The following is a 23,576-nucleotide window of genomic DNA, read 5'->3' as shown; positions in this document are numbered from 1 at the left end:
CCGGTGAAAAGTGGGCCGGAACCTGAAGTCATGCGCTTACCTTCTCCGTGATCCCCGAGAACAGGTCGTCCTCAGGCAGTGTCGTGTCCACCAGGGACCGCACCAGCTCGTACTCCTCGTACGGCCAGACCTCCCGCTGGATCTCCAGCGGCACGAAGAACCAGCGGCTGTTGGGGTCGATCTGCGTCGCGTGGGCGAGCAGCGCGGCGTCCCTCTTCTCGAAGTATTCCCCACACTCGACACGCGTCGTCACCCGGTCGGCGACATCGCCGCGCGATTCGTCCCATTTCTCGAGCCACTCGGTGTACGGGGACTCCAGGCCGCGGGCCAGCAGCGCCTCGTGGATGGCCGTCATCCGCTTGCGGGAGAAGCCGTGCGAGTAGTACAGCTTCAGCGGCGTCCACACCTCACCCGCCTCGGGGTAGAGGTCCGGGTCGCCCGCCGCGTCGAACGCCGCGACCGACACCTCGTGGCAGCGGATGTGGTCGGGGTGCGGGTAGCCGCCGTTCTCGTCGTAGGTGATGACGACGTGCGGCTTGAACTCGCGCATGAGCTTGACCAGCGGCGGCACCGACTCCTCGAGCGGCACCAGCGCGAAGCAGCCGTCGGGCAGCGGCGGCTTCGGGTCGCCCTCCGGCAGCCCGGAGTCGACGAAGCCCAGCCAGCGGTGCTGCACGCCGAGGATCTCGGCCGCGCGGGCCATCTCCTTGCGGCGGTACTCGACCATGTTCTCGAGCACCTCCGGCCGCTCCATGGCCGGGTTGAGGATGTCACCCCGCTCCCCGCCGGTGCAGGTCACGACCATGACCTCGTGCCCGTCGGCCACGTACTTCACCATCGTGGCGGCGCCCTTGCTCGACTCGTCGTCGGGATGCGCGTGCACCGTCATCAGACGCAGCTTCTCAGCCATGACCCTTCGGTTCCTCCCTGAACGTCCCCCGGAGTCACCCGCCGTCGGCGGTGAGCGGATACTCGGCTCGGACATACGAACCACTCCGGCGGGGTGCATTGTTCCCGCCGGCACCGACATTTTTGGTGGAGGCCCGAGGATGACCGCCCCCGGTGGCACGCTGCTGGAGGACCGCTACGGCGCGAAGCCGAAGCGCACCTCGCGGCGGACCTACTGGGTCATCGGCGCGATCGCGCTGGTCGTGAGCGGTGTGGTGGCCTGGATCGGCTATCGGAACCTCGGCACGGCCGCCATCGAAACCCAGGTCACGAGCTTTTCGAACCTGCCGGACGACCGCATGACGATGACGTTCGACGTCACCAGGGACGCGCCGGAGCGGCCCGCGGTGTGCATCGTGCGCGTGCGGGTGCTGGACGGCAGCGAGGGTGGGCGCAAGGAGGTGTACATCCCGCCTGGCGCGGGCACCATGACGATGGACACCGTCGTCACGAGCAGCGGCGAACCGGTCACCGCCGACGTGTTCGGGTGCTCCTATCAGGTACCGGCATATCTGTCCACGCACATGCCGCCATCAGGGTGAACTAGACCAATCCCCCCGGCCAATCGGACATAACGGACAAGCCTCGTCTGGCATCCGTGGTATTCTGACGTACCTGCACGGCCCCATGGCGGGCCGTGTTTTTCCATTCCGGGTGTCCGCCGCCCACCCGGGACTACCGCCCCGAATCCCCGGGATCCGGAAGTATTGACGAGGAGTTGGTGACCGTGAGCGACACCCAGGTGACCTGGCTGACCCAGGAGGCCTACGGTCGGCTCAAGCAGGAGCTCGACGAGCTGATCGCGAATCGCCCGGTGCTGGCCGAGAAGATCAACACGAGCCGCGAGGAGGGTGACCTCAAGGAGAACGGGGGTTACCACGCGGCCCGCGAGGAGCAGGGGCAGAAAGAGGCGCGGATCCGCCACCTGCAGGAGCTGCTGCGCAATGCCAAGGTCGGCGAAGCGCCCCGGAACGACGGTCTCGCCGAGCCCGGGAAGGTGCTCACCATCCGCTACGAGGGCGACGACGAGGACGAGAAGTTCCTCCTCGCCACTCGCGAGGAGGGCGCCGAGGGCGAGCTGGAGGTCTACTCGCCGGAGTCGCCGCTGGGCAAGGCCCTGCTCGGCGCCAAGGAGGGCGAGACCCGCTCGTACGAGCTGCCCAACGGGTCCACCCAGAAGGTGACCCTGATCAAGGCCGTGCCGTACGCGGGCTGAACGTGCGAGAAGGGCCCGGGCGTCAGCGTCCGGGCCCTTCTTCGTGTCCGGCGACCTTCTCCAGCAAGGGCCGCACCCGCGACGGGATCGGCGTGGACAGCGCGATGGACGTGGACGTCCTGCTGACCCACCGCACGTCGACCACCTCGTCGATCACCCGCTGCAGGTCCGCGTTCGACTTCGCCACCATCCGGACGAGGAGATCGCCCTCGCCGGTCGTGGCGTGCACCTCGCACACCTCGTCGATGGCGCGGAGCCGCTCCGTCACCTCGGCCCGCTTGCCCTGCGCGATCTCCAGCACCGCGAACGCCGTGAGGCCGTAGCCCATCGCGGCCAGGTCCACCTCCGGCGGGAACCCGGTCAGCACGCCGCGCTGTTCGAGCCGGTCCATCCGCGCCTGCACGGTGCCCCGCGCGACCCCCAGCCTGCGTGAGCACTCCAGCACGCCGAGCCTCGGCTCGTCGGTGAGCAGGAGCAGCAGCCTGGCGTCCAGCCGGTCGATTTCTCCCATCGTGCTCTCTCCCTGCGCATACTGCTCATCTTGTCCGACAACTGTGGCTTGGTTCTGTGCAGATTGTCCAGCAAATCGAGCCGCTGTTGCACAGACTGCCCTGGACGATCGATCCTGCGGTTACCGCACCACAGGGAGGACGCCATGACCGACACAATCGACGACGTCACCTTCGACCAGATGCGCCAGCTCGTCGGGCTGGTCGACTACGACGAGTCGAAGGACCCGTTCCCCGTCAAGGCGATGGACGCGGTCGTGTTCGTGGTCGGCAACGCCACGCAGACCGCGTGGTTCTACCAGGCCGCGTTCGGCATGACGCTGGTCGCCTACTCGGGCCCGGAGACCGGCAACCGCGACCACAAGTCGTTCGTGCTGAAGTCCGGGTCCGCCCGTTTCGTGATCAACGGCGGGGTCGCGCCGGACAGCCCGCTGCACGCCCACCACGCCAAGCACGGCGACGGTGTCGTGGACCTCGCGCTCGAGGTCGCCGACGTCGACCAGTGCATCGCGCACGCCCGCGCGCAGGGCGCGACCGTCCTCGAGGAGCCGCACGACGTCTCCGACGAGTTCGGCACCGTCCGCCGCGCCGCCATCGCCACCTACGGCGAGACCCGCCACACGCTGATCGACCGGTCCCGCTACGCCGGGCCCTACCTGCCCGGGTACGTCACGAAGACCTCGTCGGTGCCCGCGCGCAAGCGGCTGTTCCAGGCCATCGACCACTGCGTCGGCAACGTCGAGCTCGGCAGGATGGACTACTGGGTCGAGTTCTACAACCGCGTGATGGGCTTCGTGAACATGGCGGAGTTCGTCGGCGACGACATCGCCACCGACTACTCGGCGCTGATGTCCAAGGTGGTCTCCAACGGCAACCACCGGGTGAAGTTCCCGCTCAACGAGCCCGCGATCGCGAAGAAGAAGTCGCAGATCGACGAGTACCTCGAGTACTACGACGGCGCGGGCTGCCAGCACATCGCGCTCGCCACCAACGACATCGTCGAGACCGTCAAGGCGATGCGGGCGGCGGGCATCGAGTTCCTCGACACCCCGGACTCGTACTACGACGACCCGGAGCTGCGGGCGCGCATCGGTCAGGTGCGGGTGCCGATCGAGGAGCTCAAGGAGCACCGGATCCTGGTCGACCGCGACGAGGACGGCTACCTGCTGCAGATCTTCACGGCCCCCATCGGCGACCGGCCCACCGTGTTCTACGAGCTGATCGAGCGGCACGGCTCGCTCGGCTTCGGCAAGGGCAACTTCAAGGCGCTGTTCGAGGCCATCGAGCGCGAGCAGGAGCGCCGCGGCAACCTCTGACCCGGGCAGACGGGTCTGGGGGATCGCTCCCCGGAATTCGACAGTGGCGGTGGCCAATCTCCAAGGCCACCGCCACTGTCGCGTTTCCCGTCCTAGGGGGCCTGGTCGACCCGGCCCAGGTTGTTCAGCGCCGGCGCCACCTCGTTGCTGTCGCCCCGCTCGTCCGGCGCGGGCGGCAGGTGCTCCGGGTCGACACAGCTGCCGACCAGCTCGACCTGGCCGTCGTCGTGCTGGACGTAGTGGCCGGGATCCCCGCAGCCGGCTTCCTTGACCGTGAACACCGCGACCCCGGCCAACGCGACGGCGGCCAGCGTCGCCCCAGCCAGCGGAAGCACACCGGCTACCCGCGCCCCGACCGCCATGCTCGTCTCCTGCGTCCGAGATCCCTGTGTTGCATTCGAGAATACCCGCCGAGGGAGAACAAGTGTTGTCCGACGTGTGTCAGTCGAGCGCCTGGAGCAGGTCGCCGACCAGGTCGGTGGCCTCCTCGATGCCGACGGACAGGCGCAGCAGGTTGTCCGGCACCTCCAGCGGCGAGCCGACGGTGCTGGCGTGCGTCATCCGGCCGGGGTGCTCGATCAGCGACTCCACGCCGCCGAGCGACTCGCCGAGGATGAACAGCCGGGTGCGGGCCGCGATCGCCAGCGCCGCCTCCTCACCGCCCCTGACCTCGAACGACACCATGCCGCCGGACCGGCGCATCTGCTTCGCCGCGATCTCGTGACCGGGGTGGTCGGCGAGGCCCGGGTAGTAGACCTTCGTGACCTTCTCGTGGCCGAGCAGCGCCTCGACGACCCGCTCGGCGTTGTCGCTGTGCCGTTCCATGCGGACGGCCAGGGTCTTCGCGCCCCGCATCGTCAGGAACGCGTCGAACGGGCCGGGCACCGCGCCGACCGCGTTGCGCAGGAAGGCGAACTGCTCGTGCAGCGTGTCGTCGGAGGTGACGAGGGCGCCGCCGACGACGTCGGAGTGCCCGCCGATGTACTTGGTGGTGGAGTGCAGCACCACGTCGGCGCCGAGGCCCAGCGGCGACTGCAGGTACGGGGTCGCGAACGTGTTGTCCACGACCAGGCGCGCACCGGCGTCGGCGGCGACCTGCGCGAGCGCGGCGATGTCGGCGATGCCCAGCAGCGGGTTGGTGGGCGTCTCCGTCCAGATGACCTTGGTGTTGGGGCGCACGGCGTTGCGCGCGGCCTCGACGTCCGCGAGGTCCACGCTGGTGTACTCGACGCCCCACAGCGTCATGACCTTGTCCATCAGGCGGAACGTGCCGCCGTAGGCGTCGCCGCCGAGGATCACGTGGTCGCCGGGCCGCGTCATCGTCCGCAGCGCGACATCGGCCGCCGCCATGCCGGACGCGAACGCGAGCGCGTGCCTGCCGCCCTCGAGCGAGGCGAGTGCCTCCTCGAGCGCGGTGCGAGTGGGGTTCGCGGTGCGCGAGTACTCGTAGCCGCCCTCGCGCAGCCCGCCGACGCCGTCCTGGGCGAACGTGGCCGTCGCGTAGATCGGCACGATCACCGAACCGGTCCGCGGATCAGGCCGCTGACCAGCGTGGATAGCGCGCGTCTCGAATCCCCATCGACTCGTGTCCTCTGCCATGCCGTCAGCGTACGTGGCAGGGGTCAGGCGCCCAGCATGTGGGACTCGAGGAATAATCACCAACCCCGCGGGTAGGACCCGCCGCGCGCACCGCGCAGCCAGTTCAGCGACGGCGGCAGCACGGCGACGATCAGCAGGACGACGCCGAGCGCCAGCGCGACGGCTCGCAGCACGGCCTGCTCGTTGCCGAACTCGAACATGGCCTTGAAGTAGTTGCCGTAGTCACCGGACGGCTCGAAGTCGGGCAGCGAGCCGAGCATCGTGAAGAACAGGCCCTCGGCGAGCGCCGGGTCGAGGAGCAGCACGGCCACGGCCAGCAACGCGGCGGTCATCAGCAGGAACGCCCCCGCGACCTGCCGGACGAACACCAGGACCGCACCGAGCAGCGCGAACGCGGCGACCGCGAAGTGCATGACGTTCATGACCAGCCAGCCCGCCGGCAGGTCGGGCGCGTCGCCGATGTCGGACATCAGCATGATCGTCTGCGCGAGCAGCACACCGCCGACCCCGAGCCCCACGATCCCGGACGTGACCGCGAGCCCCGGCCCCGACTGGTTCGGGTCCGGCCCGACGTAGCCCATGGGCGGCTGCTGCCAGTTCTGCTGCGGATACCCCGGATAGCCCATTCCCGTTGCTCCCTCCCCGAAGAACGGGCCCATCAAAGCAGAAACGCCGGCCGGCCCGAGGGCCGACCGGCGAATTCTCCGCGCGTCACGTCACCACTGCGGCGGCTGCCCACCCTGCGGCGGCTGACCGAAGCCACCCTGCTGGGGCGGCTGCTGCCCGTAGCCCTGCGGCGGGCCGAAGCCCTGCTGGGGCTGACCGAAGCCCTGCTGCGGCGGCTGACCGAACCCACCGGGCGGCGGGCCGAAGCCGCCACCGCCACCGCTCAGGGCGGACTCCATGCCGAAGAACTTCTTCGTCTGCGGGAAGAAGCCCATCGCGCCCAGGGCACCGACGATGATGCCCGCGATCAGGGCGAAGATCGTCCCACCCGGCATCTCGATCGTGCCCTCCGGCGCTTCGATGCCACCGACCATGATCATCTGGATGATCGCGAAGATCAGCATCAGACCACCGCCGACGGCGAGCACGGTCGGCGCCAGCTTGTTCTTCATGAACACCAGCACACCGCCACCGATCGCGGCGAGAGCGCCGAGCAGCATGCCGATGGTGGTCAGCCACATCATGCCCGGCGACGGCAGGCCGGCCTGGTCGGCCGCGGCCTCGGGGACCGAGTCGTACAGGTCGCTGTAGTCGCCGAGGTCACCCATGTCGGTGAGGCCGATGATCGCGACGATCAGGCCGAGGACCGCGGCGATGCCCGCGATGCCCCAGGCGATCATCTGGGTGTTCTGCCCGGGACCGCCGAAGTTCGGCCCCTGCCCGAGGCCCTGCTGCTGGGCGAACCCGCCCTGCTGCGGCGGCGGGAACCCGGGCGGCGGCTGCTGCCCCGGGAAGCCCTGCTGCTGGCCGAACCCGTGCGGCGGCTGCTGACCGAAGCCCTGCTGCTGCCCGAAACCCTGCGGGGGCTGCCCGGGGAACCCACCGGGAGGCGACGCGTCGGCGCCGGGCGGCGGGGCGTACGGCGGCTGCTGCGGGGGCAGCGACCCCGGCGGCACCATCTGGGTCGCACCCGCGTCGGGCGCCTGACCGCCCGGCGTGGTCTGCTGCCCGAACGAGCCCGGCGACACGACCTGGGTGGCACCCGAGTCCTGGTCACCGGGCATCGGCTGGCCGGGCTGGATGTGCTGCGTGCGCTCCACACCGTCGGCACCGGTCTGGCCGCCCGGGGGCGGCAGCGGCTGACCCGGCTGGATCGCCTGCGTCGGGCCCGCGTTCGTCAGGGCCGGGTTCTGGCCGGAGTCCTGCGACCCGCCCTCCCCCTGCTGCGGTGGCTGGCCGCCCTGCCACGGTTGGTTCGGCGGCTGCGGAGCGCTCATCGGGTACAACCCCTCTTCACATCTACTTCACATCTACCTGATGTCGACTTGCGTGCGCGCCAACGCTAGTGCATCGTCCGGCGCTTTGCGTGTAACGCCCGAGATGACACCGACGATTCACCGGCCCGCCAGGAACCCGAGAAGGTCCTGCCTGGTGACCACACCAGCGGGTTTCCCGTCGACGAGCACGAGCGCGCCGTCGGCCGCCGACAGTGCCGCCATGGCCGCCGTGACCTGCTCACCCGCGCCGATGGTCGGCAGCGGCGGCGACATGTGGGTGTCGAGCCGGTCGGCCAGCTGCGCCTTGCCGGTGAACAGCGCCTCCAGCAGGTCCCGCTCGTTCACCGCGCCGACGACCTCGGCCGCCATGACCGGGGGCTCCGCGTTCACGACCGGCATCTGGGACACCCCGAACTCGCGCAGGATGGTCACCGCGTCGGCCACGGTCTCGGTCGGGTGCGCGTGCACCAGGTCCGGCATGGCGCCGCCGGTCCCCTTGCGCCGCAGCACGTCGCCGACGGTCGCGCCGGAGTGCTCGGGCGGCAGGAAGCCGTAGGAGGCCATCCAGTCGTCGTTGAAGACCTTCGACAGGTAGCCGCGGCCGCCGTCGGGCAGCAGCACGACCACCACGTCGTCCGGGCCGAGGCGCTTCGCGAGCTTGATCGCGGCGGCGGCCGCCATCCCGCAGGAGCCGCCGACCAGCAGGCCCTCCTCGCGGGCGAGGCGCCGGGTGACGTCGAACGACTCGGCGTCGGAGATCGCGATGATCTCGTCGGCGATCTCCCGGTCGTAGGTGGACGGCCAGAAGTCCTCGCCGACGCCCTCGACCAGGTACGGCCGGCCGGAGCCGCCGGAGTACACCGAGCCCTCCGGGTCCGCGCCGACGATCTTCACGCGGCCCTCGGACACCTCCTTGAGGTACCGGCCGGTGCCGGAGATCGTGCCGCCCGTACCCACGCCCGCGACGAAGTGCGTGATCCGGCCGTCGGTCTGCTTCCAGATCTCCGGGCCGGTCTGCCGGTAGTGGCTCTCCGGGTTCTCCGGGTTGGAGTACTGGTCGGGCTTCCACGCGCCCTCGATCTCGCGCACGAGGCGGTCGGACACGTTGTAGTAGGAGTCCGGGTGCTCCGGGGCGACCGCGGTCGGGCACACCACGACCTCGGCGCCGTACGCCTTGAGCGTGTTCCGCTTGTCCTCGGACACCTTGTCCGGGCACACGAACACGCACTTGTAGCCCTTGCGCTGGGCGACCATGGCGAGGCCGACACCGGTGTTGCCGGACGTCGGCTCCACGATCGTGCCGCCCGGCCGCAGCTCACCGGAGGCCTCGGCGGCCTCGATCATCCGCAACGCGATGCGGTCCTTGACGCTGCCACCGGGGTTGAAGTACTCGACCTTCGCGAGCACGGTCGCCGACACCCCCTCCGCCAGCGCTCCCAGCTTGACCAGCGGGGTGTTGCCCACCAGATCGGTCACATGCTCGACGTACTCCACCTGCGCTCCTCGTGAGAACTCGTCCCCCCGGCCCGCGAGCCTAGCCCGCATTACCACGGGGACATTCGTTCACCTAGCGAAATCGAGCCTTGTTCGAGTTACTCCCGAGTGACCGGACACACACTCGATAACGACCGAGCGATAACCATCGCAGAAGCGGTCACTGGCTGCGACACTGAGAGTTGGGAGGACGGCGATGGCTGGAGCGCGAGCACTCAAGGCGCTGATGTTCGCCGCCGGCTCGATCGGCGGACTGTCAGGCGCGGCATACGGCCTGCTCACGGGCCAGTCGAGGCGGGCGCGAACGATCATCGGCGTGCCGCGGGACCTGCCGTTGAACGCCGACGGGCAGTACCTGCCGGACGGCTCCGGGCCGCTTCCGCCGGTTCGTGGTGACGCTCTGTCATTCGCCATGTTGGGTGACTCGCTGGCCGCGGGCCTCGGCGCGGAGTCCCCGGAGCGGCTGCCGGGCGTGCTGCTGGCGAAGTCGCTGGCCGACGAGCTGGCCCGGCCCGTGCGGCTGGTGACGCACGCGATCAGCGGCTCCCGCACCGTCGAGCTGGAGCCGCAGGTGGACCGCGCGCTGATCGACCCGCCGGACCTGGCGCTGGTGATCATCGGCGGCAACGACGTGACCACGCGCCTGTCCATCGGCACGTCCGCGGCGATCCTCGCCGGGCAGGTCGAGCGGCTCATGGCGGCCGGCACCACGGTCGTCGTCGGCACCTGCCCCGACCTGGGCATCATCCAGCCGATCCCGCAGCCGCTGCGGACCATCGCCAGCCGGTACGGGCTCTCGCTTGCCCGTGCGCAGCGCCGCGAGCTGGACCGGATCGGCGCACGGGCGGTGTCGATCGCCGCGCTGCTGTCGCCGGAGTTCCTCGCCCGCCCGCACGACCTGTTCTCCGCCGACCGCTTCCACCCCAACGGCGCCGGCTACGAGCTCGCGGCGAACGTCCTGCTCGCCCCGTTGTGTGATGCTGTGCGGCAAGCACAAGGCCTCACCGGGGTCGGCCGCGTAGGGTCCTCGTCAGGTACCTGACGAAGGAGTTGGCATGCCAGAGGCCGTCATCGTTTCCGCGGTCCGTTCGCCGATCGGGCGGGCCGGGAAGGGTTCCCTGATCGACATCCGGCCGGACGAACTGGCCGCGCAGATGGTGCGCGCGGCACTGGACAAGGTCCCGGCCCTCGACCCGGCGGACATCGACGACCTGATGCTCGGCTGCGGCCTGCCGGGTGGCGAGCAGGGCTTCAACATGGGCCGCGTGCTCGCGGTGCTGCTCGGCTACGACCACCTGCCCGGCTGCACGGTCACCCGGTACTGCGCGTCGAGCCTGCAGACCACCCGGATGGCGTTCCACGCGATCAAGGCAGGCGAGGGTGACGTGTTCATCAGCGCCGGTGTCGAGACCGTGTCGCGGTTCGCGAAGGGCAGCTCGGACAGCTGGCCGGACACGCACAACCCGGTGTTCTCCGACGCGGAGGCCAGGACCGCAACCGCGGCCGAGAAGGGCGCGGACGAGTGGCACGACCCGCGCGAGGACGGCAACGTGCCGGACGTCTACATCGCGATGGGCCAGACCGCCGAGAACCTGGCGCTGCTGAAGGGCGTGTCCCGCCAGGAGATGGACGAGTTCGGCGTCCGGTCGCAGAACCTCGCCGAGCAGGCCATCAAGGACGGCTTCTGGGCGCGGGAGATCACGCCGGTGACGCTGCCGGACGGCCGTGTCGTCGACACCGACGACGGCCCGCGGCCGGGTGTCACGTACGAGAAGACGTCGACGCTGCAACCGGTCTTCCGGCCGGACGGCCGCGTGACGGCGGGCAACTGCTGCCCGCTCAACGACGGCGCCGCCGCGCTCGTGATCATGTCCGACACGAAGGCCGCCGAGCTGGGTCTCACGCCGCTGGCGCGGATCGTGTCCACGGGTGTTTCCGGGCTGTCGCCGGAGATCATGGGCCTCGGCCCGGTCGAGGCGTCCCGCCGTGCCCTGGCGAAGGCGGGCATGACCATCGACGACATCGACCTCGTGGAGATCAACGAGGCGTTCGCGGCGCAGGTCATCCCGTCCTACAAGGACCTCGGGATCGACATCGACAAGCTGAACGTCAACGGTGGCGCCATCGCGGTCGGCCACCCGTTCGGCATGACCGGCGCCCGCATCGCGACCACGCTCGTCAACTCCCTGCAGTACCACGACAAGCAGTTCGGGCTCGAGACGATGTGCGTCGGTGGCGGACAGGGCATGGCGATGGTCCTGGAGCGCCTCTCCTAGATCGCGTACGGCCACGCGGTGAGCGCGTAGCCGCCGAACCACCCGGACAGCAGCGCGGTGGCGGACAGCACGGCGAGCACCGTGCCGGTCCGCCGCCGCGCGAGCCCCGCAGCGACCGGCAGCAGGAGCGTGAACGCGGGCACCAGCAGGCGCATCTTCGAGTAGGTGACGCCGCTGGAGCCCGCGGTCATCACGAACAGCCCGACGCCGTACGCCACCAGCGGCCACGGCAGTTTCCTGCCCACCACGACCACGCACAGCACGAGCGCGCCCAGCACCGTCAGCACGTTGGCGGTCTCCATGAGCGGCGCGTCCGAGGTCAGCACGCGGCCGACGAACTCGGCGGTGTTCACGCCGCCGTCGAACGCCGTGCCCCACCCGGCCTCCTGCAACGCGAACCAGCCGAACAGGTCACCCGTCCGGTCCGCGACGAACAGCAGGTAGCCCGCCAGTCCCAGCGGGCAGACGACGGCGGCGAGCACCCCGCGGAACCCGCGTTCGCGCAACACCACGGCGACGATCACGATGAGGATCAGCACGCCCGCGCTCGGCCGCACGAGCCCCGCGCCGACGCAGCACAGGGACGCGAGCCACCACCGCTTTTCCATCACCCCGACGAGCGCCCACGCGGCCAGCGCGCTGAACAGGGCCTCCGAGTAGACCATCGAGAGCGTCACGGCCATCGGCGTCGACGCGAACAACGCGACCAGGACCAGCCCGGCGCGCCGGTCGTCGGCGAGCCGCGTGATGCCGTACGCGGCGGTGGTCCCGGCGGCGAGGCTGATCACGAGCCCAGCGAACACGGGCGCCACGCTGAAGAGGCTGATCAACATGGGGTAGCCGGGGAAGAACGCGAGCGTCGTGTTCTGCGTGAAGTTGCCCGCGGCGTCCACGAGCCCGCCGCTTTCCCGGTCGTACCCGTGCTCGGCGATCGAGAGGTACCAGTCGCCGTCCCAGGACTTCAGCACGTCGAACAGCGCGCGGTCGTGGGTGGCCGCCATGATCGCGAGCACGACGAGCCCGGCCAGCCGCACCGCGAGGTAGACCGCGGCGGGGGCGAGCGCGTGGCCGGTCAACGGCTGCTGCGTGGTCTGCACGCCGGTACCTATGCCGCGACCACGCGGACGGGTTGCACCGGATTCCCGCTGGCATACTCGCCGGCGTGGGGGCCCGGGACGACTTCAGCGAGTACTTCGTGGCACGGGCGCACGCACTGCGGGCCACGGCGTACCTGCTGTGCGGCGACTGGCACCGCGCGGAGGACATCACGCAGGTGGCGATGACGAAGCTGTACCTGGCGTGGCCGCGGCTGCGGGAGCACGGCATGGACGCGTACGCGCGCAAGGTCGTCGTGCGGACGTTCCTCGCGGAGAACCGCAGGCTGTGGCGGCGGCGCGAGCACCTGACGGAGTCGCTGCCGGAACCCGTGGCGGCGGAGGGCGATCCGGATCAGCGCATGCTGCTGGAGGCCGCGCTGCGGACCGTGCCGCCGAGGCAGCGGGCGGTGCTGGTGCTGCGGTACTGGAACGACCTGTCCGTCGAGGACACCGCCGACGTCCTCGAATGCTCCGCCGGCACGGTGAAGAGCCAGGCGGCGCGCGGCATCGCGGCACTGCGGAAGAAGCTGGGCCCGCACTTCGACGTGCTGTCCAAGGGCGGGAGGTGACCGGTGAACGACGACGACGAGCAGATGAGGGCGCTGTTCACCGCGGTCGGTGAGCAGCCGGGCCCTCCGCTGGGCTTCACCGCGGACGGCATCGCCCGGCGGGGGCGCCGGATCAGGTTGGCGCGCTGGGGCGCGGGCGCGGCGGCGAGCCTGGTGGTGGCGGCCGCACTGACGGTGACGGTCGCGCTGACCGCCAACCGGGAGGTCGAACCCGGCTCCCCGCTGCCCGCTCCCCCGGAACTGACGACGACGGACGTCCCGACGACACCACGCGGCGTCCCCACGACGTCGGGCAACGCCCCGGAATTCACGACCACGCACACGACGACAACCACGACGACGAACACGCCGACGACGACGGGGTAGGGCGGCCTCCGGCCCCCGGTTTCCACGCTACGGCACGCCACCGACATTCCTGGCGCACGCGGCGCGGGTTGTCCACAGGTCGACCGGTTGTCCACAGCCAAGATCGACATCCCGGGGCCTGTCGGTGGGTACCGGTAGACTGGCATGGCGGGTGGCCCCCGGGATCGGGTGGGGGTTGCCATCGCGCGCGCGAGCGGCGTGGGCCGACCCCGGCATGCCGGGCGCTGCCCGCCCGGCCCCGCGAAGCGGGGCGAAGCCCCCAACACCCTCTGAGGGTGTGCCTGCCATCCCGTCGACCTGGCGAAGCCCGATCACACCGGGTCAAGGGGGCCCGAAACCCAAAGCGCCCACATGCCCAAGCCGCCGGGCCCCCTTGACGCGGTGTGATAGCCCTCCGGGAGGTCGACGGGATGGCAGGCACCACCACGGACACCAGTCCTTGCCAAACCAGCCCCGTGCAAGACCCCCGCCATCCCGGAGACCAGCCCCTCCGGCGAGGAGGCCCGTCCGGCAGGACGCCCTCCGGCGAGGACGCCCGTCTGGCGAGGACACCACCCAGAACGGGGACAACCAAAAGAGGAACCCCGCACAAGGCAAACCAAACCACCAGCCCAGGAAAGACCCATCCGACGTGACGGACCCCCAACCGTCACCGGACGTGGAGCCTCGAGCGCGCTACGGCGTGATCGGGTTCAGCGGCACGACGTCGCCCAGTTCCTCCGAGTAGACCCAGCAGCGCGGCGAGCGGCTGCGAGCCCAGTCGATCGCTTCCTGCCGGGTCCCGTCGAACTCGCCGAGGAGGGTGCCCGCCTGCCACACCGCGTGCCATGAGCCGTCGTGCATCTTCATGACCACCGTCGAGTCCATGGGTCCACTGTGGTCAGTGTCGGCCCGGCCCGCAACTCGGTCACCACGCCTGCGCGCGTTCCGGCGGGAAACCCGTCCACCGCAACGGTTCCGGCAGGTGGGACTGGTCGTTGAACACCACCAGGTTCGGCGGCCAGCCCTGCCGGTACTGGATCACGGTCAGCGCCGCGTTCGCCGCGTTGATCCCCACCCACCGCGCGGCCGGCGCGTCGAGGGCGGCGCGCACGAACCACGTCACGATCTGGCTGTGCGTGATGATCAGGTCCGCGCGGGGCACCGGTGCGGTGAACTCCGCCAGCGCACGCTTCGCCAGGCCCGGCCCGGTCTCGTGCTGCAGCGTCGTGTAGTCGGCCACGTGCGCCAGCGCGACCGGCGCGAACTCCGGGGCCAGTTCGTCGGCCGTCGGCGCGTACGGCAGGTAGTCGCCGGCCAGCGGCGACACCGTCACCGGCACGTCCGGCAGCGCGGCCGACACCAGCGCCGCCGTCTCGGCCGCCCTCGGCACCGGGCTGTGGAACACGCCGTCCAGCCGTGTCCGGGCGAGCCGCTGCCCCAGGAGCCGCGCCTGCTCCCGCCCGGCAGGGGTCAGCGCACCCGACGCCTCGCCGTGCCGGGCCAGGTAGAGCGTCCTCACACGCTCGGGGCCATCCGGGTGGCGGCGGTGATCATGCGGTCGAACGCGTCGCCGTCCTTCGGGTCGTAGAGGCCCGCGAGCAGCTTCAGCACGAGCTTCATGAGCGTGGTCCTCGGCAGCCCGTACTTGGTGGCGGTGCGCATCACGAGCGGGTTGCCGATGAGCTTGCTGAAGATGTTGCCGAGCCGGTAGTAGCTGCCGAGCGCCTGCTTCAACGCGACGGGGTACCCGTGCAGCGCCTTCTCCCGCGCCGGGCCCTCCGCGCGTGCGAGCGCCTGCACGACCACCTCGGCGGCGATCTTCGCGGACTCCATGGCGTAGCCGATGCCCTCGCCGTTGAACGGGTTGACCATGCCGCCGGCGTCACCGACGAGCAGCAGGCCCGGCGAGTAGTGCGGCGTGCGGTTGAAGCCCATGGGCAGCGCGGCGCCGCCGATCTTGCCGGTCGCGTTGTGCTCGCGGAAACCCCACTCCTCCGGGGTGCCGTCGAGCCACGACCGCATGAGCGCGCGGTAGTCGGTCTTGCCGAACGCCTTCGACGTGGACAGGATCCCGAGGCCGACATTCACGGTGCCGTCGCCCATGCCGAAGATCCAGCCGTACCCGGGCAGCAGCCGGGGGTCGTCGGGGTTGGCGCGGTCCCACAGCTCGAGGTGCGACTCGAGGTAGTCGTCCTTGCTGCGCGGCGACGCGTAGTACCGGCGCACGGCCACGCCCATGGGACGGCTCTCGACCTTCTCGATGCCGACGGACAGCGCGAGCCGCGCGGACACGCCGTCGCAGGCGAGGACGATCGGGGCCCGGTAGGTGACGGGCGCGCGCTCCGGGCCGACCTTGGCGGTGACGCCGACGACCCGGCCGTTGCGCTCGTCGGTGACGGCGCCGGTGACGTTGGTCTGCTCCAGCAGCCGGGCGCCCGCGCGCTGCGCGGTGCGGGCGAGCATCTCGTCGAAGTCCTGGCGCGGGCGGACCACGCCGTACGGCGGGAAGGTCGCGAGGTCCGGCCAGTCCAACTCGAGGGTGACGCCGCCGCCGACCACGCGCAGGCCCTTGTTGTGCAGCCAGCCGGCTTCCTCGCGGGTGTCGACACCGAGGTCGATGAGTTGTTTCACACCGCGCGGCGTGAGGCCGTCGCCGCACACCTTCTCGCGGGGGAAGCTGCTCTTCTCGAGCAGCAGCACGTCGAGCCCCGCTCGGGCGAGGTACGTCGCCGCTGTCGAGCCTGCCGGCCCGGCGCCGACCACAATGACCTCGGCGTCCTCGGCCGGCTTGCGTCGGCTGGGCGTTCCCATGACGGCTCCTCGCGCTTGTGAAAACGTTCACGAACTGAGTGCATTTTATCCCGGGTGGAGCGATCCCGGTCGGCGCCGACGGTGTCTGGTCGATCGCTTCGCGAGCTCCGCGAAACAGACACCTGCTGACGAACGATTCCACAGTGTCACAACGCACACCTGGGGGCGGATTTGACGAGTCAGGACACCAGGCCGCTGGCTCTGCTCCCCGTGCGCCCGATCGCGGCCGTCGCGACCACCATGCTGTTCGCGAGCTGCGCGGCGAACGTGTTCGCGACGTGGACCGACTGGCACCGCTACCAGGTGGCGGCGGACTTCGTGGCCGAGGAGCCCGGCATCGGCATCGCGGACCTCGTGAGCGCGGACAACCTGGCGATGGGCGCCGTGTGGTTGACCGTCCTCGCCCTGCTGGCGGCGGCCGCGGTGTTCCTGACGTGGCTGTGGCGCACGAGGGTCAACGCCGAGCGCCTGTGCCCCGCCGAGCACCGGTTGTCCCGCGGCTGGACGGTCGGCGCGTGGTTCGTGCCGGTCGTGAACCTGTGGTTCCCGAAGCAGGTCGTGGCCGACATCTGGCGGACCAGCAGGCCGGGCGTGCCCGCGGACACGTACCGGGTGCACGGCCTCACGCAGAGCCCGCTGGTGCACGCGTGGTGGTACACGCTGCTCGCGAACATGGCGGTGGTGGTCCTGCTGCGGATCGAGACCCGGGGCGACGTGACCGTCGACGTGCTGAGGTCGGCCGCGCTGTACGGCACCGTCAGCACGCTGCTGCTCCTCGTCGCGGCCGTGCTGCTCAGCCAGGTGATCCGCCAGATCACCCGTTGGCAGTCCACGCCACGCTGACCGGGGACCGGTCCCCGGCGCGAGAGGCAGGGTGGCCCCGTGGACATGCCGAGGGTGCGGGGACTGAAGACCGACGCGACGACCCGTGCCCGGCTCGGCCCGCACCTGCTGGCGGAGCTCGAGGCGAACCTGTGGGCCGTCGACTGCCAGACGTGCGACCGGCCGCTGGGCAGGTGCACGCCGTCGCTGACCGTCGCCGACAGCGGTGGGGTCGCGGAGGCCGCGCTGCACCACCCGCGGTGCCAGAAGCCGCGCTGGGAGACGATGGCCACGCTGCCGCGGTTCGGGTCGCACCAGAGCTGGCGCGCCGGCGGGTTCGCCGTGCGCGGCATGACCGTGTTGCTGGTCAACCCGGCGTGCGAGGTCGCGATGCTCGTCGCCACCGACGCCGGCTGGCGCATGGCGAGCCTGGACGTCTACCTCCTGGCGGGCCTCGAAACCGGCTGGCCGGAGCACGGGACGACGCACCCCGGGCTCACCGGCGTGCTGGAGGACGGCACGCTGACCGTCCACTTCGCACTCGACGGCAGGCGGCTCGCGGGCTGGACGTGCGGGCTGCCCGCCGAGGCCGCGGTGGCGGTCGACCGGCGCGGCGCGGTGCTGGTGGGCGTGACGACGGCGGTCGACGTGACGACGGGTACCACGCCGGAGCTGCTGGAGTCGCTGGTCGCCCGCGGGCAGGTGGCGCTCGGGTGGGCGAGCGTGGCAGCGGAGTCGGGCGTGCTGTCCGCGGCGGTGGCAGCCGTCCGCGGCGACGCGCGCCCGCTCGCGGCGCTGGCGGACCCGGCACGGCGGGCAGGGGTGCTGCAGGTGGCGGCGGTGTCCGCGGCGCTGGCGAGCGGTGACGGGGAGGCCGCGCACATCGTGGTGGCCGACGAGCGGGCAGCGGCCCGGCTCGTGGAGCTGGGGCAGCCGCTGATGGACCGGTACGACATCGCACTCGTCCGGCTGCCCGCGGCGGAGACCGGTGGCGGGCGAGCCGTCGTGATCGGGACGCCGCGCCAGTTCGCGGCGCGCCCGCCGGGCCCCGCGACGCTGGCGATCGTTGTCGACGTGGACGACCTGCCGCCTGGGTTCGCGGACCGGTACGAACACTTCCTGTCCGTGTGACGAACGGCTCGGTCCGAGTTCCGTCGGCCAGCAAGCCTCTGACCTGCGAAAACACTCACTCCGATGCGTACCGAACCCCCACCCGATCCCGGGGGCCACCCGCCATGCCAGTCTACCGGTACCCACCGACAGGGACCGCGATGTCGATCTTGCCTGTGGACAACTCGGTGACCTGTGGACAGACTCGGCACGTGGCCCAGGTCGTCGTGTTCCACTCGGTGCTCGGACTGCGGCCCGCGGAGCTGCGTGCCGCCAAGCGGTTCCGCGCCGCCGGGCACGTCGTCCACACACCCGACCTCTACGCGGGCGCGACCGCCGCCACCCTCGACGACGGCTTCGCGATCATGGCCCGCGTCGGCTGGGACACCATCGCGCGCCGGGCCGCCGACGCCCTCCGCGACCTGCCCGCCGACACCGTCCTGGCGGGTTTCTCCATGGGCGCGGGCGTCGTCGACGCCGTCCTGCCGCACCGTACGGGCACCGCGGGCGTGCTGCTCTTCCACGGCCTCGCGTCCGTCCCCGCCGGCACCCGCGCCCAGCTGCACGTCGCCGACCCGGACCCGTTCGCGCCGCCCGCCGACGTCGCCGCGTGGCGCACCGCCGACGCCCAGGTGTTCACCTACCCCGGCGCCGGCCACTTCTACACCGACGAGGACCTGCCCGACCACGACCCGCGTGCGGCCGCGCTCACCTGGCGGCGCGCGCTCGACTTCCTCAGGGCTTGACGGCGCGGTGGAGCGCCACCACGCCGAACGTCAGGTTGAGCCACTCCACGTCGACCCAGCCGGCCTCCGAGATCAGCAGCGCCAGCGCCCGCTGGTCGTGCCAGTCGCGCATCGACTCCGCCAGGTACGAGTACGCCTCCTTGTTCGACGAGAACGGCCGCGTGATCCGCGGCAGCAGGCGCAGCACGACGTTGTAGTGGAGCCACCGGATCGGCCGGAACGGCGGCTGCGACACCTCGCAGATCACCAGCCGGCCACCGGGGCGCACGACGCGGCGCATCTCGCGCAGCGCGTCGACCGTCGGGCTCATGTTGCGCAACCCGAACGACACCGTGACCGCGTCGAAGGAGTCGTCGGCGAACGGGAGGTGGAACGCGTCGGCCGCGACCTTCGGGACGTCGCGGTGCCCACCGCTGCGGAGCATGCCGAGCGAGAAGTCGGCGGCGACGCACCACGCGCCCGACTTGGCGTACTCGGTCGTCGACACCGCGGTGCCCGCGGCCAGGTCGAGGATCCGCTCGCCGGGGCTCGCCTCCAGCACCCGCCTGGTCAGCCAGCGCCAGCGGCGGTCGAAACCCATCGTCATCACCGAGTTGGTCCGGTCGTAGCCCTTGGCCACGCCGTCGAACATCTCGGCCACGTCGCGGGGGTTCTTGTCCAGTCCGGCACGTGCCATGCGCGAACCCTACGACACCCGCTACGCCGCCAGCACGCTGGCGCTCACCTGTTCGTAGTGCGCCAGCAGCTCGTCGCACACCGCCGTCCACGTCCGCGCCAGCACCGACTCCCGCGCCGCCACTCCGAGCCGCCTGCGCAGCCCGCGTTCCCGCAACAGCTCGACGTACGACCACAGCTCGCCCGCGAACCTGTTGTCGTCGTACGGCTCCAGCAGGTAACCGGTCCGGTCGTGCGTCACCAGGTCGCGCGGACCGCCCGCGTCCGGCGCGAGCACCGGCAGACCGGACGCGAGCGCTTCCTGCGCCGCCTGGCAGAACGTCTCGTACGGGCCGGGGTGCACGAACACGTCCAGCGACGCGTACGCGGTCGCGAGTTCGGTGCCGGTGCGGAAACCGAGGAACGCCGCGTCCGGCAGCAACCGCCGCAGCCGCTCCTCCTCCGGGCCCTCGCCGACCACCACGACCCGCACGCCGGGCAGCCCGCTCAGCGTCGCGAGCCGGTGCACGTGCTTCTCCGGCGCGAGCCTGCCGACGTAGCCGACGAGCAGCTCGCCGTTCGGCGCCAGCCTCGACTTCAGCCGCAGGTCGGCGCGGTGCGGCGCGAACAGCTCGGTGTCCACGCCCCGCGCCCAGCGGTGCACGCGCGGCACGCCGTGGTCGGTGAGCGCGCGCACCGACGCGTGCGACGGCGCCAGCGTGCGGTCGGCGCCGGCGTGGAGCTTGCGGATCCACCGCCACGCCGCCCGCGCGCCGTGCCTGAGCCCGTACGCGGCGGCGAAACCGGCGACGTCGGTCTGGTAGACGGCGACGGTCGGCACCCCGAGGCGCCGCGCGGAGCGCAGCCCCGACGCGCCGAGCACGAACGGCGACGCCAGGTGCACGACGTCCGGCGCGAACTCCGCCAGCGCGGCGTGCACCCTCGGTGACGGCACCCCGATCGGCAGCGAGCTGATGACGGGCAGGTCGACCGCGCGGACGCGCCGGACCGCCGCGTGCCGGTACCGCTCCGGGCCGGGCCCGGGTGCCACGACCATGGCGTCGTGACCCCGCAGCTGCAGGTGCTCGACGACGCGGAGAACCGAGTTCGTCACACCGTTGACCTGCGGCAGGAAGCTCTCCGTGACGATGGCGACGCGCACGGCACGACCGTCGCAACCCGCACTGCCCGCGGGAGAACGGCTGCGTGACGTCCCGGCGAACGTTGCGCCAAGAGTTGTGCGCCGGTGTCAGGCGTCGTAGTCGACGGTGACCTCGGCGGACAGCGGCACCGCCTGGCAGGTCAGCACGAACCCGGCCGCGACCTCGTGTTCCTCGAGCGCGTAGTTGCGGCGCATCTCGACCTCGCCCGCGGTGACCTTGGCGCGGCAGGTGCCGCAGACGCCGCCCTTGCACGCGAACGGCAGGTCGGCGCGCACGCGCTGGGCCGCGTCGAGGATCGGGGTGTCGGCGGGCAGGTTCAGCGTGGTCTCGCGGCCGTCGAGCACGACGGTCACCTCCGCCACCGGACCTTCCACTGTGGACTCGTCGGCGCGCTTGGGCTCCGGCGGCGGCTCGTCGACGTAGAACAGCTCGCGGTGGATCCGCGCGCGGGGCACGTCGTGGGCGGCGAGCGCGACGTCCGCGTCCTGCAGCATGCCGAAGGGACCGCACAGCCACCAGTGGTCCACATCGGACGTCGGGACGACCGTGCCGAGCAGCCGCCGCAGGCGGTCGGCGTCGAGGCGCCCGGAGAACAGCTCGACGTCGCGCGGTTCGCGGGACAGGACGTGCACGAGCTGGAACCGCCCGGGGTACCGGTCCTTGAGGTCGGCCAGCTCGTCGGCGAACATCACGGTGTCGGTGCGGCGGTTGCCGTACAACAGGGTCACGTGCCCGCCCGCGGTCAGCACGGTGTCCATGATGGACAGTGCGGGCGTGATCCCCGAGCCCGCGACGATGAACGCGTGGTGCCCGGTGACGTCGTCGGGCGTGAACTTCCCCTGCGGCGGAAGGACTTCGAGCGTGTCCCCGGGCGCGAGCCGGTCGACGATGCGGGCGGAGAAGAGCCCGTTCTCGACGCGGCGGACCCCGATGCGCGGCGGCGCGCCCGCCGCGGCGCAGATGGAGTACGAGCGGCGTTCCTCGACGCCGTCGACGTCCTGGCGCAGCGTGAGGTACTGGCCGGGCCTGAAGGCGAAGGTGTCACGGAGGTGCGGCGGGACGTCGAAGGTGACGGCGACCGCGTCCGCGCACAACCGGTCGACGCGGGCGACCGGCAGTTCGTGGAAGGCGGGGCGGGCCATTCAGATCTCCTTGACGTGCTCGAACGGCTCCTGGCAGTCCCCGCAGCGGCGCAGGGCCTTGCACGCGGTGGACGAGAAGCGGGACAGCTCGGTGGTGCGCCACGACCCGCAGCGGGGACAGCGCACCTGCTGCGACGGTGGCGTGAGGTTCAACGTGACCGGCCCGGCTTTCCGCTGCGGCGGCGCGATCCCGTGCTCGGCGAGCTTGCGACGGCCGTCGTCGCTGATCCAGTCGGTGGTCCAGGCGGGGGTGAGTGCGGTGCGGATCTCGACACGCCCGTAGCCGGCGGCGACCAGCGCGCGGCGCAGGTCGGCACGCATCTCGTCGAGCGCGGGACACCCGGAGTAGGTGGGCGTGATGGTGACGGTGACGCGGTCGCCGTCCTCACGCACGTCGCGGAGCACGCCGAGGTCGGCGAGCGTCAGCACGGGCAACTCGGGATCGAGCACCTGCTCGGCGATGGCACGTGCTTGTCCACAGGTGGTGGAGTTATCCACAGCCACCCCCTTCCGACCCGCTTCTGTCGGTGGGCCCCGGTAGACTGGCATGGCGGGTGGCCCCCGGGATCGGGTGGGGGTTGGGCACCGTGCGCGCGCGAGCGATTGTCGCCGGGTTTGCCCTGGTCATGGGCCCGTCATCGGGCATTGGCGGTGCGGTGTGCCCTGACAGGCGCGTTGTGGACGTCCGCTCCTCCCCCAGGCGTGACATCGGGCGAAGACTCGGCGCCGTGCGAGCGTTGTGCACGGGCTTTGGTGGCCCGGGGTGTCCTGAACCGCGCGTTGTGGACGCGCGGGACGTCCTGACAGGCGCGTTCACGACACCAAGGCCGTTCGAGACACCGACCGCGTCCTGAACGCGCATTTCAGGACACCGCCAGCCACGGGCACGAGCAGGTTTCACCACTTCGCTCCCGGGAGCGAGCGGGCCAGGTGCTGCATCTCCGCCAGCAGGTAGCCCATCGCCTCGGTGTGGACGCCGTCGCGGCCCGACCTGCCCGCCACCGACGACATCGGTGCCACGTCCGGGCGGTCCAGTGCCGCGGCCGTGAACACCTGGTCCAGCACCTCGTCCACCTCGGCCCGCACGTCGCCGGCCGGCACCGCCACGCCCGGCAGCGCCTCCTCCACGGCGTGCGTCGTGAACAGCTCGTCCACCAGCGGCCACACCTTCGCCAGCCCCGCGACCATGCGCTCCCGCGAGAACTCCGTCCCGCCCGCCAGCCGCAGCGTCCACTGCGCCGCGTGGTCGCGGTGGTACGCCAGCTCCTTGACGCCCTTCGCCGCGATCGCTGCCAGCACCGGGTCCGCCGACGCCGTCAGCCGCTGGCACAGCGCCAGCCGCCACGTCGAGAACACCAGCAGCCGTGCGATCGTCACCGCGAAGTCGCCGCCCGGGCCGGGGCCGCAGTCGATCTCCACCAGCCGCACGTTGCGGAACTCGTGCTCGTCCCGCAGGTACGCGAGCGCGTCCTCGTCCCGCCCCCTGCCCTCGACCTCGCCTGCCCTGGTCAGCAGCAGCCGCGCCTGGCCGAGCAGGTCGAGCGCGATGTTCGACAGCGCGACGTCCTCCTCCAGCTCCGGCGCGCGCGAGCACCACTCGGTCAGCCGCTGCGACAGGATCAACGCGTCGTCGGCCAGCATCAGGCAGTACGCCGTCAGCGCCTCCGCGTCCACGTCCGGAATGGCGCGGTCCACGCCGGACAGCGGGTCGTCGAAACCGGTGCCGAACGCCCAGTGCTTGTCGTCGCCCGAATCAGTGATCGCGTCGTACGCGTTGTCGAAACTCACGACGACCCCTCGCAGGCTCGGTGTC

Annotated in this window: 26 protein-coding genes; 10 read left to right on the top strand and 16 right to left on the bottom strand. The window is 71.3% G+C overall.

Annotation, left to right across the window (positions count from 1 at the left end; all coding sequences use genetic code 11):
* Positions 1–28: 28 nt before the first annotated feature.
* Positions 29–910 carry a mycothiol conjugate amidase Mca gene (gene mca / locus ACYQ77_RS02025; protein WP_459706794.1) on the bottom strand — a complete coding sequence of 294 codons (882 nt, stop codon included), beginning with the start codon at positions 908–910 and terminating at the stop codon, positions 29–31.
* Between the two features lie 139 nt (positions 911–1,049).
* Between mca and ACYQ77_RS02020 the strand changes: the two genes are divergently transcribed.
* Together ACYQ77_RS02020 and greA are read left to right on the top strand one after the other, a co-directional pair.
* Positions 1,050–1,490, top strand: a complete 441-nt coding sequence (locus ACYQ77_RS02020) for a DUF4307 domain-containing protein (RefSeq protein WP_459706792.1) — start codon at positions 1,050–1,052, stop codon at positions 1,488–1,490.
* Positions 1,491–1,666: 176 nt separating this feature from the next.
* Complete coding sequence (gene greA, locus ACYQ77_RS02015; RefSeq protein WP_459706790.1) at positions 1,667–2,164, top strand: transcription elongation factor GreA; 498 nt, start codon at positions 1,667–1,669, stop codon at positions 2,162–2,164.
* Positions 2,165–2,186: 22 nt separating this feature from the next.
* Here greA and ACYQ77_RS02010 read toward each other — a convergent pair whose 3' ends face one another.
* Positions 2,187–2,675 (bottom strand): Lrp/AsnC family transcriptional regulator, encoded by a 489-nt coding sequence (locus ACYQ77_RS02010; protein WP_459706788.1) that lies wholly within the window; start codon positions 2,673–2,675, stop codon positions 2,187–2,189.
* Between the two features lie 144 nt (positions 2,676–2,819).
* Here ACYQ77_RS02010 and hppD point away from each other — a divergent pair, with 144 nt between their 5' ends.
* Complete coding sequence (gene hppD, locus ACYQ77_RS02005) at positions 2,820–3,989, top strand: 4-hydroxyphenylpyruvate dioxygenase (protein ID WP_459706786.1); 1,170 nt, start codon at positions 2,820–2,822, stop codon at positions 3,987–3,989.
* 92 nt (positions 3,990–4,081) lie between these two features.
* On the opposite strand, the gene ACYQ77_RS02000 is transcribed toward hppD, so the two are convergent.
* The 5 genes from ACYQ77_RS02000 to ACYQ77_RS01980 form a co-directional block, all read right to left on the bottom strand.
* On the bottom strand, positions 4,082–4,351 hold the full coding sequence (locus tag ACYQ77_RS02000; protein WP_459706785.1) for a hypothetical protein: 270 nt from the start codon (positions 4,349–4,351) through the stop codon (positions 4,082–4,084).
* Positions 4,352–4,430: 79 nt separating this feature from the next.
* Positions 4,431–5,588, bottom strand: coding sequence for a cystathionine gamma-synthase (locus ACYQ77_RS01995; protein ID WP_459706783.1), 1,158 nt, complete (start codon positions 5,586–5,588; stop codon positions 4,431–4,433).
* A 56-nt stretch (positions 5,589–5,644) separates the two neighbouring features.
* Entirely contained in the window at positions 5,645–6,214 is a 570-nt protein-coding gene (locus tag ACYQ77_RS01990; RefSeq protein WP_459706781.1) for a hypothetical protein, read from the bottom strand.
* A gap of 90 nt (positions 6,215–6,304) precedes the next feature.
* Positions 6,305–7,531, bottom strand: a complete 1,227-nt coding sequence (locus ACYQ77_RS01985) for a hypothetical protein (protein ID WP_459706779.1) — start codon at positions 7,529–7,531, stop codon at positions 6,305–6,307.
* A 117-nt stretch (positions 7,532–7,648) separates the two neighbouring features.
* Entirely contained in the window at positions 7,649–9,025 is a 1,377-nt protein-coding gene (locus tag ACYQ77_RS01980) for a cystathionine beta-synthase (RefSeq protein ID WP_459706778.1), read from the bottom strand.
* A gap of 196 nt (positions 9,026–9,221) precedes the next feature.
* On the opposite strand from ACYQ77_RS01980, the gene ACYQ77_RS01975 reads away from it, so the two are divergent.
* Both ACYQ77_RS01975 and ACYQ77_RS01970 read left to right on the top strand, forming a co-directional pair.
* Positions 9,222–10,067 (top strand): SGNH/GDSL hydrolase family protein, encoded by an 846-nt coding sequence (locus ACYQ77_RS01975; RefSeq protein WP_459706776.1) that lies wholly within the window; start codon positions 9,222–9,224, stop codon positions 10,065–10,067.
* Between the two features lie 13 nt (positions 10,068–10,080).
* Positions 10,081–11,301 (top strand): acetyl-CoA C-acetyltransferase, encoded by a 1,221-nt coding sequence (locus ACYQ77_RS01970; RefSeq protein WP_459706774.1) that lies wholly within the window; start codon positions 10,081–10,083, stop codon positions 11,299–11,301.
* Here ACYQ77_RS01970 and ACYQ77_RS01965 read toward each other — a convergent pair.
* Positions 11,298–12,398, bottom strand: a complete 1,101-nt coding sequence (locus ACYQ77_RS01965) for a hypothetical protein (protein WP_459706772.1) — start codon at positions 12,396–12,398, stop codon at positions 11,298–11,300. The genes ACYQ77_RS01970 and ACYQ77_RS01965 overlap by 4 nt on opposite strands.
* Positions 12,399–12,463: 65 nt before the next feature.
* On the opposite strand from ACYQ77_RS01965, the gene ACYQ77_RS01960 reads away from it, so the two are divergent.
* Positions 12,464–12,967, top strand: coding sequence for a SigE family RNA polymerase sigma factor (locus ACYQ77_RS01960; protein ID WP_459706770.1), 504 nt, complete (start codon positions 12,464–12,466; stop codon positions 12,965–12,967).
* A 3-nt stretch (positions 12,968–12,970) separates the two neighbouring features.
* Positions 12,971–13,333, top strand: a complete 363-nt coding sequence (locus ACYQ77_RS01955) for a hypothetical protein (RefSeq protein WP_459706768.1) — start codon at positions 12,971–12,973, stop codon at positions 13,331–13,333.
* 675 nt (positions 13,334–14,008) lie between these two features.
* Here ACYQ77_RS01955 and ACYQ77_RS01950 read toward each other — a convergent pair.
* Genes ACYQ77_RS01950 through ACYQ77_RS01940 form a run of 3 tightly spaced genes read right to left on the bottom strand, consistent with a single transcriptional unit; the run spans position 14,009 to position 16,126 of the window.
* A complete protein-coding gene (locus tag ACYQ77_RS01950) occupies positions 14,009–14,200 on the bottom strand; it encodes a hypothetical protein (RefSeq protein WP_459706766.1) in 192 nt (63 codons plus the stop codon).
* Positions 14,201–14,240: 40 nt separating this feature from the next.
* Positions 14,241–14,834 (bottom strand): histidine phosphatase family protein, encoded by a 594-nt coding sequence (locus tag ACYQ77_RS01945; protein ID WP_459706764.1) that lies wholly within the window; start codon positions 14,832–14,834, stop codon positions 14,241–14,243.
* Positions 14,831–16,126: a geranylgeranyl reductase family protein gene (locus ACYQ77_RS01940; protein ID WP_459706762.1), complete on the bottom strand. Its 1,296-nt coding sequence runs from the start codon at positions 16,124–16,126 to the stop codon at positions 14,831–14,833. The genes ACYQ77_RS01945 and ACYQ77_RS01940 overlap by 4 nt, the downstream gene beginning before the upstream one ends.
* A gap of 171 nt (positions 16,127–16,297) precedes the next feature.
* Here ACYQ77_RS01940 and ACYQ77_RS01935 point away from each other — a divergent pair, with 171 nt between their 5' ends.
* The 3 genes from ACYQ77_RS01935 (at position 16,298) to ACYQ77_RS01925 (ending at position 18,804) form a co-directional block, all read left to right on the top strand.
* Complete coding sequence (locus tag ACYQ77_RS01935; protein WP_459706760.1) at positions 16,298–16,969, top strand: DUF4328 domain-containing protein; 672 nt, start codon at positions 16,298–16,300, stop codon at positions 16,967–16,969.
* A 39-nt stretch (positions 16,970–17,008) separates the two neighbouring features.
* Positions 17,009–18,079 (top strand): hypothetical protein, encoded by a 1,071-nt coding sequence (locus tag ACYQ77_RS01930; protein WP_459706758.1) that lies wholly within the window; start codon positions 17,009–17,011, stop codon positions 18,077–18,079.
* A 191-nt stretch (positions 18,080–18,270) separates the two neighbouring features.
* Positions 18,271–18,804, top strand: coding sequence for a dienelactone hydrolase family protein (locus ACYQ77_RS01925; RefSeq protein WP_459706756.1), 534 nt, complete (start codon positions 18,271–18,273; stop codon positions 18,802–18,804).
* Here ACYQ77_RS01925 and ACYQ77_RS01920 read toward each other — a convergent pair.
* The 5 genes from ACYQ77_RS01920 to paaC all read right to left on the bottom strand — a co-directional run bounded on the left by ACYQ77_RS01920 (position 18,794) and on the right by paaC (position 23,551).
* Positions 18,794–19,480: a demethylmenaquinone methyltransferase gene (locus ACYQ77_RS01920; RefSeq protein WP_459706754.1), complete on the bottom strand. Its 687-nt coding sequence runs from the start codon at positions 19,478–19,480 to the stop codon at positions 18,794–18,796. The two genes, ACYQ77_RS01925 and ACYQ77_RS01920, sit on opposite strands and share 11 nt — an antisense overlap.
* Before the next feature lie 21 nt (positions 19,481–19,501).
* On the bottom strand, positions 19,502–20,620 hold the full coding sequence (locus ACYQ77_RS01915; RefSeq protein WP_459706752.1) for a glycosyltransferase family 4 protein: 1,119 nt from the start codon (positions 20,618–20,620) through the stop codon (positions 19,502–19,504).
* 87 nt (positions 20,621–20,707) lie between these two features.
* Positions 20,708–21,763, bottom strand: a complete 1,056-nt coding sequence (paaE, locus tag ACYQ77_RS01910; protein ID WP_459706750.1) for a 1,2-phenylacetyl-CoA epoxidase subunit PaaE — start codon at positions 21,761–21,763, stop codon at positions 20,708–20,710.
* On the bottom strand, positions 21,764–22,267 hold the full coding sequence (paaD, locus tag ACYQ77_RS01905) for a 1,2-phenylacetyl-CoA epoxidase subunit PaaD (protein WP_459706748.1): 504 nt from the start codon (positions 22,265–22,267) through the stop codon (positions 21,764–21,766).
* A gap of 393 nt (positions 22,268–22,660) precedes the next feature.
* Complete coding sequence (gene paaC / locus ACYQ77_RS01900) at positions 22,661–23,551, bottom strand: 1,2-phenylacetyl-CoA epoxidase subunit PaaC (protein ID WP_459706746.1); 891 nt, start codon at positions 23,549–23,551, stop codon at positions 22,661–22,663.
* Positions 23,552–23,576 lie beyond the last annotated feature (25 nt).

It is taken from the genome of Actinophytocola sp. KF-1 (assembly GCF_054661535.1).
The sequence above is the reverse complement of the archived record's forward strand: the minus strand, read 5'-3'. Positions and strand labels throughout refer to the sequence as shown.